The organism is Nostoc sp. NMS8, from assembly GCF_017115045.1.
Lineage (GTDB): Bacteria > Cyanobacteriota > Cyanobacteriia > Cyanobacteriales > Nostocaceae > Nostoc.
Window position 1 is genome coordinate 48,437 of record NZ_JABXKK010000045.1, and the last position, 12,479, is coordinate 60,915.

Here is a 12,479-nt window from a genome sequence, read left to right on the forward strand (position 1 = left end):
AGGCTAAAATGTTGCAAAAAAATTGTAGGTTGGGTGGAGGCTTTGCCAAAGCCAACATATCTCAGAATGTTGGGTTGCGCTTCGCTTCACCCAACCTACATCTAATACACTATTTTAGTCTTGCCATGCCACTACAACTACAACAAAATAAGTTTATTTAGTCCAAGCTTTTTAAAACTCAGTACTACTGAACAGCCAATATTTCAGATGCCAGCAACAACTCATGCATTAACAGCGGCAATCTAATTGCCCTGTTTTTTTATGCTCAATCATGTAAATTTTTAGTATTCACCCCTTGACAGAAGTAATTGAGGATAGAATGGTTAATGTCGGGCATAAAAGTTTCGTTTTACCCCCTGGCTTTTGTGAGCGATCAAAAGCCAAATCCTAGTAGTCTGAAATAACCAAACTTATTTAATGCCCAACTTCTTCGATGCATAAGTCCTAAATTTGCGTTTGGACTGCTACATCTATTCAATGCACCAAACAAGCATTTGAAAAGGTAATAACTCAAGATATATCTTGTAGGTTGAGATATTACGCGTACTTAATTGTAGAGCGAGAATCACTGTAAATGCAACGCAGCTTCATCAAGTTGAATTCACCAATATTCTTACATGAACACAAAACATCAAAATCAGAACCAAAAAACTGCTTTCATTACTGGAGCAGCTGGTGGAATTGGCTACGAATTAGCATGTATTTTTGCTGCTCATAATTATAATCTTGTCTTAGTAGATAGAAACGAGCCAAAGCTTGTAGAAATTGCAGTTAAATTTCAAAAAGAGTTTGGAATTTTTGTCAAAACTATTGTTAAGGATTTATCTACATCAACGGCTCCTGAAGAAATTTTTACAGAGTTACAACTCGCCGATATTAATGTTGATGTGCTGGTAAATAATGCCGGATTTGGTATCTATGGATTATTTCACGAAACAGACTTAGCTGCTGAATTGGAAATGCTACAGGTAAATTTGGTCTGTCTCACCCATTTAACTAAGCTATTCGTAAAGCACATGGTCAAGCAAGGTGAAGGCAAGATATTAAATGTTGCGTCGGCTGCTGCCTTTCAACCTGGGCCTTTGATGGCGGTTTATTTTGCGACTAAGGCTTATATCTTATCGTTTTCAGAAGCGATCGCTAACGAATTAGAAGGTACAGGTGTCACTGTGACAGTTCTTTGCCCAGGCTCAACCGCATCTGCTTTTCATGAAAGAACCGGAATGGCTGACTCTAAGCTGCTCAAGGGCAAGAAGATGATGGATGCACGAACAGTAGCAGAAGTTGGTTTTCGTGCCTTAATGAAGGGGCAAACCATTGTCATTCCTGGTTTACTCAATGCAATACTGGCAAAAAGCGTCAGATTTGTACCTAGAAACTTAGTGACAAAAATTGTGCGAAATATGCAGGAGGATAAATAGGGCATGGGGCATAGAGTATTCACTAATGACTAAGATTAATACTGCAAACATTTTAAATCCCAGCCAAAATCTGCTACCGCAACAGCAGCAACATAATTGTTAGCGGGTACTAGTTCAAAAAGACTCCACTCTTCAGATATCTCTAACTTGGCTGGTTCTGTAGGAGTTAGCGACACTTCAATTTGCTCTAACTGGGATAGTCCGTCTCCAGTTGCTTTTAAATAAGCTTCCTTACAAGTCCAGTAACGGAAAAATATCTCTTGCTGTTGGTCGGGAGATAGCGATCGCAACATTTCATATTCTCTCGGTAAAAAGAACCGTTTGGCAAGAGCTTCCAAGTCAGACATCGGGCGAATATATTCTAGGTCTACACCAATTGGGCGAGTACAATTCACCGCACACAAACCCAATCCTTGAGAGTGAGACAAGTTAAATGCCAGTCCACTATCGGCAAATGTATCTGCTAATACTGGTTTACCACGCTGTTGATAATTAAACTGAACTTGTGACGGCTTAATATCCAAATAGCGACCTAATATAGTTCGCAGGATACCACGACCAGCGATGAAATGCTGGCGATGCTTTGGAAAATAGAACCGTTCAGCACGAGCCATTTCGTCACTGGAAAGAGTTGCAGCTAAATTTTGTAGCTGTGATTCTGGTTGGTTAAGGTCTATGCGCCAGACATGAATCTCATCCTGTAATAGAGTTAAATCTGTTGGTGCAGGTTGCCAAATATCATTAGAACCGATCATTGGGTCAAAAAGTCAAGGGAATTGTACTCTAATAATTTGTTTAATTACGACGATTATTATGGGTGGATTTATGAGATTTTGCACCTCATTTACCTGAAATCTGCTGTATCTCTTCACTGGTAAATAGTTTATCTCCAAAAGTGTTAAATCTGGAACAATAAAACCTTGTAAAAGCTTGTTAAAAACTATTAGAACAACTTTTGTGGTGAGGATGAATGATTATTAATTTGCGGTACTTCGCCTTTTTTATACTACTACTGGCAGCGCTGCTATTAGCAATTAGGCAAATGAGCATTGCTTTAGATGAACTAGATATTGAACGCTTTACCCTCTGGACAGGTATTGCTTCTGTCATTGCTGGTTTACCAATAATATTGTGGTAGCTTCTGGGTCAACCCTTTCGGGAAATTAAAAATTAAGAATTAAAAATTAACATCCCCTTAAATAAATTTAGTTGCTTTGAAGTCAGGACGAGGTATTTCTAGGCTGTTCGCTTTTCCTCCAACCATTCTAAAACCCGATTCCATGCCCACCAAGGATCGGAATCCTTTACTTGACGCTGGCAATCTTTGCTGCTCAAATAGCCAACATGACCGCCGTATTGAGTGAGTAACAAATCTATTGCGGAATTGCGATCGCACGCTTCTTGTAATTCCGGTATGATAGCTGGGTCAAAAAGTGGGTCATCAGCAGCATATAAAATCAAAGTCGGTTTCGAGATTTGCGGCAATATTTGTAAAGCACTACTAGCTTGGTAATATGCTTCCACAGAAGAAAAACCAAGTTGCTTAATTACCAATTCATTGTCAAAACCCCAAATACTGTTCGCCCGTTCAATCGCTTCTGGGTCAAGCCTTCCAGGATGGGCATCATGGATTCGCCATGCCAGTTTTTTTAAATTTTGGGCAATCCCCGCTTCCAAATATCTGCCGAAGGGCTTTGTAACTAGGTAAGATAGCGATCGCTGTGAATCCAAACTCGGACAAATCACCATACCACCGCCAATATCGCTATCTTCTATTCTTAAATCTCCATACTCCCTAATTACCTCACTAGCCACCTTCACCGCCCATAGTGCCAATTGCCCTCCTAAAGAAAACCCTGTAAACCAAAATTTTCCCGGACATCCCATTGCCTTTGCAGCAGCAGCAATGCGAACAAAATCTTCCCCCTCATACAAACCATCAGAGGTGAGAGTTGGCGATAATTCGGCAGTTTTGCCGTGGGCCCGCCAATCAAATAACACCATCGCGTATCCCTGAGCGTAGGCTTTACGTCCTAGCACTCTCAAAAACCATTCCGTCTCTAACTCTCCAGTAATGCCATAAGTACCGATAATTGTGCTATGAGCATTTTCTGGGATAGCAACCAAGCCAAAGATTGGCACACCTTGGCCACCAATAAAGATTTCTTCGTGATAAGACGGTTCTGGGTCTTTAGTAGTACTTTGCCAGTTACGTTTTCCCCACAAAGCGGTGTATACAGTCATCATTACACCGTTTTGTAAAAACCAAGACGGATTGTAGGGCGGAGTATAACACATCATAGACTATAAGATTTCGTGTAATTGAGTCTTGATTTCACAGTCATTTAATCTTAATATTTATGTAAGATTTAAAAACTTTTTCATCATTGATTCAAAAATCTTTGTATCTATCAAAGGTTGTTAATTATCCTTAATAAGTAGTAATAATTTTTTAAGAATGCCGAGGATTCTTGTCATAGACGATGACCCAGCGATTTCAGAACTAGTTGCCGTCAACTTGGAAATGGCTGGCTACGATGTTAGTCAAGCTGAAGACGGCATCAAAGGTCAAGCGCTGGCTCTCCAGCTACAACCAGACTTGATCATGCTCGATTTAATGTTGCCCAGGGTAGATGGGTTTACCGTTTGCCAACGCCTGCGCCGCGACGATCGCACTTCTGAGATTCCCGTGTTAATGTTGACGGCTTTGAGCCAAACTCAGGACAAGGTGGAAGGCTTCAATGCTGGCGCAGATGACTACCTCACTAAACCTTTTGAAGTTGAAGAACTGCTGGCGCGAGTGCGGGCACTTTTGCGGCGGACTGACCGAATTCCCCAAGCCGCAAAGCACAGTGAGATTCTCAACTATGGCTCACTCACCCTCGTTCCCGAAAGATTTGAGGCAATATGGTTCAATGACACAGTGAAATTGACTCACTTGGAATTTGAGTTACTTCACTGCTTACTGCAACGCCACGGTCAAACAGTTTCTCCCAGCGAAATCCTCAGAGAAGTTTGGGGCTACGATCCTGATGATGACATAGAAACGATTCGAGTCCATATTCGGCATTTAAGAACCAAGCTAGAACCAGATCCTCGTCATCCCCGCTATATTAAGACAGTTTATGGTGCTGGATACTGTCTGGAGTTACCCGGTATACCTCCATCAATTGAAGGGGCTTCAGTAACAGTGGTGGAGTGAAATCATCCAAGTAGTGCTGAGTGTCAACAAGAGGCAGGGGGCAGGGGGAAGGGAGCAGGGGGAAACTTCATCCATGAATGGAGGGGCTTGAGGCCCAATGGCAGGGGGAATTCCAGAATCTTTCCCCCTGCCCCCTGCTCCCCGCTCCCCTGCCTCTTTGGTGAATAGATTGGGGCTAATGGGTTAAACCCCTTATCAATTCGCCAACAACTGTTTACGCAGTATCGCTTGCAATAATTTAGATGTAGAGACGTTGCAATGCAATGTCTTTACTAATGATTGAAAACTGCGATATCCTATTTGATTTGCAAACCAGTAGGAGCAGGTTGAGCAACAGAAACCACACTTTGACGCATAAGACGCTTGCGAGCGCTTTTACGAGTACCTCCAGCCATTTGATACTCATAGCTATTATTACCAAATTTATAAGCTACACCACGTAAAATTTTCTCAGAATAGTCTGCCAAATTTTCTTCATTTTCGACGATCTGGGTTAGTAAGATATCAATAGTGGAGAGGGTGGTATTATATGCTTCTAGAGATTGCCGTAGGCGTTCGATTTTTACAGTATAATCTTTGACTGACAATCCCTCTCCGACATCTAAACTTGAATTGATTGATTTAATGCTTGCTAGACGTGTTTCAGCTTTGCCAAGAATACGTGAATTACGTTTTGGTCTTGCCATAATTGTTACTCATTTTTAAAACTTACATAACTCTATAGTGGACAATTGTTTAAAAAGTTGTCATACGTAGAATTATTGATTTTTATCAAGAAACTTAGAATTTAAGTAATTTACATCTGCTTTTGGTAAAGTCAGGGCGGAAGTTGCTACAGCCTGCGCGAAACACCCAAACGTGAAGGCAGAAGTTACTACAGTCAAGGCGGAAGTTGCTACAGCTTGCGCAAAACACTCAAACGTGAAGACAAAAGTTACTACAGCCAAGGCGGAAGTTGCTACAGCCTGCGCGAAATACTCAAACGTGAAGACAAAAGTTACTACAGCCAAGGCAGATTAAAAATGGCTGGCTACGATGTTAGTTAAGCTGAAGACGGCATCAAAAGTCAAGCGCTGGTTTTCCAGCTATAAGCAGACTTGCTCATGCTCGGATTCAGACCCGCCACTGATTGTTCACCTTTGGCATCTTTGCTTTGAGAAAAAATCACTAAATTACTTTTTCTTCACTCAGCACTCATTACTCAGCACTCTTCACTGTTGCGATGAGTAAAATAGCAAATTTTGGTTTTCATGTCATCTTCTATAATTAATAGAATCTGCACACCTAATTTTAGGCATGAGACTGTGACCGAACCAGGAAGTTATAAAGATACTGTAAACTTACCCAAGACTAACTTTGATATGCGGGCAAACGCCATCAAGCGTGAGCCTGAAATCCAAAAATTTTGGGAAGAAAATAAAATTTACGATCGCCTCTTTGAAAATAACCCCGGCGAATTATTTATACTGCACGATGGGCCTCCCTACGCTAATGGCTCACTCCATATTGGTCATGCCTTAAATAAAATTCTCAAAGATATTATTAATCGCTACCAAATGTTACAAGGGCGTAAAGTTCGCTACGTTCCTGGTTGGGATTGTCACGGATTGCCAATTGAGTTGAAAGTTTTGCAGAACATGAAGTCAGCAGAACGGCAAAATTTAACGCCTTTACAACTGCGTCATAAAGCGGAAGAATTTGCTCTAGCTACGGTAGATAATCAGCGCCAAAATTTTAAACGCTACGGTATTTGGGGTGATTGGGAAAACCCTTATCTAACTCTGAAGCCGGCTTATGAAGCGGCTCAAATTGGCGTTTTTGGTCAAATGTTCTTAAAAGGCTACATCTATCGCGGTTTAAAGCCGGTTCACTGGAGTCCCAGTTCTAAAACTGCTTTGGCTGAAGCTGAGTTGGAATATCCAGAAGGTCACGTTTCCCGCAGTATCTATGCAGCTTTTGCAATCACAAGTTTGGCAGAAGCTGTAAAACCACTGTTGGCCCAATATCAGTCTGATTTGGGTGTGGCTATCTGGACGACTACACCTTGGACTATTCCGGCAAATTTGGCGGTGGCGGTGAATGCAGATTTGAATTATGCAGTGGTAGAAGTTTCCCACTCAGAAGCGCAAAGTAATTTCAAATACCTCATTGTTGCTGCTGATTTAGTCGAACGTTTATCTTCAACCTTGGGAGTTGAGTTAACCATCAAAGCTACCTTTAAGGGGAATGACTTAGAACATACTACTTACCGTCATCCTCTATTTGACCGCGAAAGCCCGATTGTTGTCGGCGGTGATTACATCACAACTGAGTCGGGTACTGGGTTGGTACATACCGCACCCGGTCATGGTCAAGAAGATTATATCGTTGGTCAGCGTTACGGTTTACCCATCCTTGCACCAGTGGATGACAATGGCAATTTTACCGAAGAAGCGGGACAATTTGCGGGGTTAAATGTGCTGGGTGATGGAAATCAGGCGGTAATTGATGCATTAACGGCTGCTGGTTCTTTGTTGAAAGAAGAAGCATATCCCCACAAGTATCCTTACGATTGGCGGACGAAGAAGCCGACAATTTTCCGCGCCACTGAACAATGGTTTGCTTCCGTGGAAGGATTTAGAGAAGAAGCATTAAAGGCGATCGCCACGGTAAAATGGATTCCAGCCCAAGGTGAAAATCGCATCACGCCAATGGTGGCGGAACGTTCCGATTGGTGTATCTCTCGTCAGCGTAGTTGGGGTGTACCTATTCCCGTTTTCTACGATGAAGCCACGGGAGAACCACTGCTGAATGAAGAAGTTATCAACCACGCTCAAAAAATTATCGCTGAAAAAGGTTCTGATGCTTGGTGGGAACTTTCGGTTGAGGAGTTATTACCCGAATCCTATCGCAAAAATGGCAAGTCTTACCGCAGAGGTACAGACACAATGGATGTATGGTTTGACTCTGGTTCATCTTGGGCATCTGTTGTCCAACAGCGTCCAGAGTTACGCTACCCTGCTGATATATATTTGGAAGGTTCCGACCAACATCGCGGTTGGTTTCAGTCAAGCTTGCTCACCAGTGTAGCGGTAAATGATATTCCACCTTACAAAACTGTGCTAACTCACGGCTTCGCTTTAGACGAACAAGGGCGAAAGATGAGTAAGTCTGAAGGAAATGTGGTTGACCCAAATACAATCATTGAAGGTGGGAAAAATCAAAAAGTAGAACCGGCTTACGGTGCAGATGTCTTGAGATTATGGGTATCATCTGTAGACTACTCCGGCGATGTCCGCATTGGCAAAAACATCATTAAGCAGATGAATGATGTTAGAGGCAAAATCCGCAATACGGCGCGGTTTTTGTTGGGTAGCTTAGATGATTTTGACCCGGAAAAAGATACAGTTCCCTTCGAGGAATTGCCAGAACTTGACCGTTATATGCTGCACCGCATCACCGAAGTGTTTGAGGAAGTAACAGAAGCCTTTGAGAGTTTCCAATTCTTCCGCTTCTTCCAAACAGTGCAGAATTTCTGCGTGGTGGATTTGTCCAACTTCTATTTAGATGTTGCCAAAGATAGACTCTACATCAGTGCAAAAGATGCTTTCCGCCGTCGCAGTTGTCAAACAGTGCTGAAGATAGCTTTAGATAATTTAGCACGAGCGATCGCCCCAGTGTTATCTCACACTGCCGAAGATATCTGGCAATATCTCCCTTACAAAACACCTTACAAATCAGTGTTTGAAGCCGGTTGGGTGCAGGTTGAGGATAAATGGCGTAATCCAGAATTAGCAGAATTTTGGGAAACACTGCGACAACTCGGCACCGATGTTAATAAGGTGTTAGAACAAGCCAGAATAGAAAAACTCATTGGTTCTTCCCTGGAAGCCAAAGCTTTGATTCATATACCTCACAAACAGTTAGGTGATGCTATCAAAGCCTTCAACCCGGTTAAAGGTAACGGAATTGACGAACTGCGGTATTTATTGCTGACTTCCCAGGTGGAATTATTAGATTCTGCTCAAGGGTTGCAAGGATTAGAATATACAGCGCAGACGGAAGACTGGACAATTGCTGTAGTAAAAGCAGATGGGCAAAAGTGCGATCGCTGTTGGAACTATTCCACCCACGTGGGAGAATCAGCAGAACATCCCTTAATTTGCGAACGGTGTGTTGCAGCCTTAGCCGGAGAGTTTTAACAGAATAAAACTTACTGGCTACAAACAAAGCCTGATGAGACTAGCTGATTTTTGCGTTCTGATTGGATTTTTGCTCTGAATTCTTCAAACGTGTTGCCTGACTTTTGCGGATGCGATCGCTTTTGCGAACAGCACCCGCCATTTCATACTCACGGCTGTCTTTACCGTACTTGAAAGCAACTCCAATCAGCATTTTCTCAATCAGATCGTTTAAGTTTTTGTCTAATTCATCCATTTCAGTTCTAGAAGAGTTAATCACAGCTAGAGCAGTATTATAAGCATCTATCTTGCTACGGTACTGCTCTATTAGTTGTGTGACGTTTTGCAAGTTGCGAATATCCCCAAAATCCATACTCGGATCGATCGCTGTAAATCCCGCCAGTCTTAACTCAGCTTTTTCTAAAACGCGGTATGTACGTTTTTGAGCAGTCATAAATGTATCTTTTTTATTGCCTTAGAGCTAGTTTGCCTTACTAAAGCTGTATCTAAGTTCAGTAAAATCCTCATTTAACAGTATTAAATATGGTGTAAGTGCCAGTATTTATCACAAAAATTATGCTTTTGTTGATGAAACAGTTGCTTTTGTTGATGAAACAGTCGCTTTTGTTGATAAAACAGTCGCTTTTGTTAATGAAATAGTTGCTTTTTTTAATAAAACAGTTGTTTTTGTTGATGAAAACGTTGCAACAAGCGATTAAAAATTGCAGCTAGCTACACAGATAAACCCTACGGTGTATACACAAGTCTGAAATAGTTTACTCACCTGGTTTTTCGTTGTAGTTTTACCCCACCCTAACCCTCCTCTTGTAAAGGGGCTACTGTGTACACACAAGTCTTCTAGAGTTGTTTCATAGGCTTTTGATCCCCCCAACCCCCCTTTTTAAGGGGGGCGAAAGCCTCTCAAAGTCCCCCTTTTTAAGGGGGATTTAGGGGGATCTCCAATGATTTTGGGTTTGTAGAGAGATGTGTGTACACCGTAGCCCTTTAGGGGGGTAATTTAACTTGTGTATACACCGCAACTTAAAAAAGGAGGAACCAGAATTAAAGTCCCGCAATTTATCGGAGAATTTAAGGGGATCTAGAACGTTTTGATACCAACAAGAGAACTTTTCAAACATCCTCTTAGGCGGACTTTGTTTGTATAGCTGCAATTTTTAATCGCCACGGCTAGATACTAAAAATTAGGGAATTTAGAACAAAGGCGGTGTATTAATAAGTTAGATAGCAAACACATATTCAAGGGCAGGATATGATACTTGAGACTGCGGCGATCGCAATTGGTTCTGTAATAGCCACCAAAGCTTTAGAAAAAACTACCGAAAAGGTAACAGAAGTTTTATTAGATAAGACTGGTCAGTTTCTCGTCACCCTCAAAAAACAGTCTCCCCATACTGTAGCTGCTATAGAAAAAGCACCAGACCAACCACTCGATTATGGTAAAGCTGTACTTGAGGTGCAATTGGCGGCTCAAGCGAATCCTGAAGTGGCTCAAGCTGTAGAAGAATTGGCATTATTAACAGAAAATAATCCACCCTCAAACTGGGCTGAAATTCTGAGAGAGATAAAAGCATCTGTGGAGAAATCTCAACAACCATACCCTTCAACTTTTATCCAAAACATCGAAAAAGCAATTAATGCGGCTCAAACCCAAACCATTGACCAAAGAGGTAGTACTTTTAATATTTGACTGAAGCCGTCTGACGGGGAACGGACAAAGTTAACTCCCACAAAATCTATTCCTTATCGCGGTTCGGTGAATTTCGTCGGGCGAGAAACCGAACTGACAATGGTGCATGAAGACTTGCAGCGAGGAAATTATGTAGCAATAGCCGGAATGGGTGGCGTGGGTAAAACTGAATTAGCTACTCAATACGCCAGACGATACGAACAAGATTATGGGGGAGTTGCTTGGTTTAACGACAGAGAAAGCAATCTCGCCGCCGAAGTTTTAGAGTTTTTCTCATTGCAGTTAGGTTTGGAAATTCCCCAAGAATCAGGAGGAAGATTTTTAAGCCTTAAACAACAAGTCGCCTGGTGTTGGTCTAGATATCCTAACTCCGTCTTGCCGATTTTAATCATCTTCGATGACGTAACTGATTTAGACAACCTCCGCCAAGTCGTTCCCAAGGATAACCGCTTCCGAGTTTTAGTTACTACTCGACTGCGGGATTTAGACCCGAATTTTATTCAAGAGATTGCCTTAGATGTTCTCTCGCCCCAAAAAGAACCAGGCAAAGCCTTAGAACTATTAAAACGACTGTTGAGGAAAACAGATAGGCGAGTTGAAAATCAACCACAAGCCGCAACAGCAATATGTGAATGTCTAGAATATTTGCCCTTAGGCATAGAATTAGTGGGAGGCTATTTAGTACGCGATCCGGACATATCTTTAGATATCATGTTTGGGCGACTGCAAGAACGTAAATTAGCAGAAGCAGCTTTACAAGACCGGGAAAATCTCAACTCAACTCAACTAGGAGTCAAAGCCGCCTTTGCTTTAACTTGGTCAGAACTCGACCCACTGGCGCAACAACTAGGAATATTTTTGAGTTTATTTTCTCCTGTACAGATTCTTTGGGATTTAGTTCTTTGGGTAGCGACAGGTGGAGGGGAAGCAGAAAATCAGGAACAAAAACACCTAACTTGGTCAGAAGAAGAATTAAACGCAGCTAAAAAACAACTCTACGGGTGCAACTTGCTGCAATTGGTAGAAGAAAGAGCAGGATGTTATAAAATTCATGCTTTAGTGCGGTGGTTTTTGCAAGGGCAGTTAGCCGATGCTGGCGAGATGAAATTAGTTTTGGAAACAACCTTCGCTACTGCGATGATAGGCTTTGCCCAATTCCTTCCTGGTTCTGCCACTTCTGAGCAGATTGAAAGCATCAGAGATATTGTTCCTCATCTCGAAGACCTGGGTAAACGTATAATTGCAGAGATAAAAGAACCAACAGAGGCAGAGATAATTTCTTTAGCATCAGTTCCCACCGATAAAGTAATTTGGGTATTTGTAGGGGTAGGAAGATTTTACGAAGGACAAGGATTATATAAATTAGCAGAACCTTGGACTGAAGAATGCGTAAATGTTTGCCAGTCCTTGTTTGCTGGGGAGCATCCGAATGTAGCTACTAGCTTGAACAATTTAGCTTCCCTCTACAATAGCCAAGGACGGTACAGCGATGCCGAACCTTTGTTGATTGAAGCCCTGGCAATGACAAAGCGCCTGTTTGCTGGGGAGCATCCGGATGTAGCTACTAGCTTGAACAATTTAGCTTCCCTCTACCATAGCCAAGGACGGTACAGCGATGCCAAACCTCTGTTGATTGAAGCCCTGGCAATGACAAAGCGCCTGTTTGCTGGGAAGCATCCGAATGTAGCTACTAGCTTGAACAATTTAGCTTCCCTCTACCATAGCCAAGGACGGTACAGGAATGCCGAACCTCTGTACATTGAAGCCCTGGCAATGAGAAAGCGCTTGTTTGCTGGGGAGCATCCCGATGTAGCTACTAGCTTGAACAATTTAGCTTACCTCTACTATAGCCAAGGACGGTACAGCGATGCCGAACCTCTGTACATTGAAGCCCTGGCAATGAGAAAGCGCCTGTTTACTGGGGAGCATCCCTATGTAGCTACTAGCTTGAACAATTTAGCTTCCCTCTACGATAGCCAAGGACGGTA

General features: G+C 42.3%; 11 protein-coding genes. 7 read left to right on the plus strand and 4 right to left on the minus strand.

The features are described 5' to 3' along the window. The first annotated feature begins 617 nt into the window (after positions 1-617). On the plus strand, positions 618-1,421 hold the full coding sequence (locus HWQ39_RS07685; protein ID WP_292843210.1) for an SDR family oxidoreductase: 804 nt from the start codon (positions 618-620) through the stop codon (positions 1,419-1,421). Between the two features lie 35 nt (positions 1,422-1,456). Here HWQ39_RS07685 and hetI read toward each other — a convergent pair whose 3' ends face one another. Then, positions 1,457-2,176, minus strand: a complete 720-nt coding sequence (gene hetI / locus HWQ39_RS07690) for a 4'-phosphopantetheinyl transferase HetI (protein WP_292843212.1) — start codon at positions 2,174-2,176, stop codon at positions 1,457-1,459. Positions 2,177-2,391: 215 nt separating this feature from the next. Between hetI and HWQ39_RS07695 the strand changes: the two genes are divergently transcribed. Continuing rightward, positions 2,392-2,559 carry a hypothetical protein gene (locus tag HWQ39_RS07695; RefSeq protein ID WP_292843214.1) on the plus strand — a complete coding sequence of 56 codons (168 nt, stop codon included), beginning with the start codon at positions 2,392-2,394 and terminating at the stop codon, positions 2,557-2,559. 98 nt (positions 2,560-2,657) lie between these two features. On the opposite strand, the gene HWQ39_RS07700 is transcribed toward HWQ39_RS07695, so the two are convergent. Then, a complete protein-coding gene (locus HWQ39_RS07700; RefSeq protein WP_292843216.1) occupies positions 2,658-3,722 on the minus strand; it encodes an alpha/beta fold hydrolase in 1,065 nt (354 codons plus the stop codon). A 157-nt stretch (positions 3,723-3,879) separates the two neighbouring features. On the opposite strand from HWQ39_RS07700, the gene HWQ39_RS07705 reads away from it, so the two are divergent. Continuing rightward, positions 3,880-4,623, plus strand: coding sequence for a response regulator transcription factor (locus tag HWQ39_RS07705; RefSeq protein WP_012410020.1), 744 nt, complete (start codon positions 3,880-3,882; stop codon positions 4,621-4,623). 296 nt (positions 4,624-4,919) lie between these two features. On the opposite strand, the gene HWQ39_RS07710 is transcribed toward HWQ39_RS07705, so the two are convergent. Then, the gene (locus HWQ39_RS07710; RefSeq protein ID WP_292843218.1) at positions 4,920-5,309 is read right to left on the minus strand and encodes a hypothetical protein; all 390 of its coding nucleotides are present in this window, start codon (positions 5,307-5,309) and stop codon (positions 4,920-4,922) included. A gap of 216 nt (positions 5,310-5,525) precedes the next feature. Here HWQ39_RS07710 and HWQ39_RS07715 point away from each other — a divergent pair, with 216 nt between their 5' ends. Both HWQ39_RS07715 and ileS read left to right on the plus strand, forming a co-directional pair. Then, positions 5,526-5,669: a hypothetical protein gene (locus HWQ39_RS07715; protein WP_292843220.1), complete on the plus strand. Its 144-nt coding sequence runs from the start codon at positions 5,526-5,528 to the stop codon at positions 5,667-5,669. 258 nt (positions 5,670-5,927) lie between these two features. Further along, positions 5,928-8,804: an isoleucine--tRNA ligase gene (gene ileS, locus HWQ39_RS07720; RefSeq protein WP_292843222.1), complete on the plus strand. Its 2,877-nt coding sequence runs from the start codon at positions 5,928-5,930 to the stop codon at positions 8,802-8,804. A gap of 40 nt (positions 8,805-8,844) precedes the next feature. On the opposite strand, the gene HWQ39_RS07725 is transcribed toward ileS, so the two are convergent. Continuing rightward, positions 8,845-9,237, minus strand: a complete 393-nt coding sequence (locus tag HWQ39_RS07725) for a hypothetical protein (RefSeq protein ID WP_292843224.1) — start codon at positions 9,235-9,237, stop codon at positions 8,845-8,847. Positions 9,238-10,053: 816 nt separating this feature from the next. Here HWQ39_RS07725 and HWQ39_RS07730 point away from each other — a divergent pair. Next, positions 10,054-10,491 (plus strand): hypothetical protein, encoded by a 438-nt coding sequence (locus tag HWQ39_RS07730; RefSeq protein WP_292843226.1) that lies wholly within the window; start codon positions 10,054-10,056, stop codon positions 10,489-10,491. A gap of 66 nt (positions 10,492-10,557) precedes the next feature. Next, on the plus strand, positions 10,558-12,479 hold a 1,922-nt coding region (locus tag HWQ39_RS07735), incomplete at its 3' end, for a tetratricopeptide repeat protein (protein WP_292843228.1).

Excerpts from the sequence above, each read along its gene's own strand:
- HWQ39_RS07725 (WP_292843224.1), bottom strand. The coding sequence starts at position 9,237 with ATGACTGCTCAAAAACGTACATACCGCGTTTTAGAAAAAGCTGAGTTA.
- HWQ39_RS07685 (WP_292843210.1), top strand. The coding sequence starts at position 618 with ATGAACACAAAACATCAAAATCAGAACCAAAAAACTGCTTTCATTACT.
- HWQ39_RS07705 (WP_012410020.1), top strand. The coding sequence starts at position 3,880 with ATGCCGAGGATTCTTGTCATAGACGATGACCCAGCGATTTCAGAACTA.
- HWQ39_RS07710 (WP_292843218.1), bottom strand. The coding sequence starts at position 5,309 with ATGGCAAGACCAAAACGTAATTCACGTATTCTTGGCAAAGCTGAAACA.
- HWQ39_RS07730 (WP_292843226.1), top strand. The coding sequence starts at position 10,054 with ATGATACTTGAGACTGCGGCGATCGCAATTGGTTCTGTAATAGCCACC.
- HWQ39_RS07700 (WP_292843216.1), bottom strand. The coding sequence starts at position 3,722 with ATGATGTGTTATACTCCGCCCTACAATCCGTCTTGGTTTTTACAAAAC.
- hetI (WP_292843212.1), bottom strand. The coding sequence starts at position 2,176 with ATGATCGGTTCTAATGATATTTGGCAACCTGCACCAACAGATTTAACT.
- HWQ39_RS07695 (WP_292843214.1), top strand. The coding sequence starts at position 2,392 with ATGATTATTAATTTGCGGTACTTCGCCTTTTTTATACTACTACTGGCA.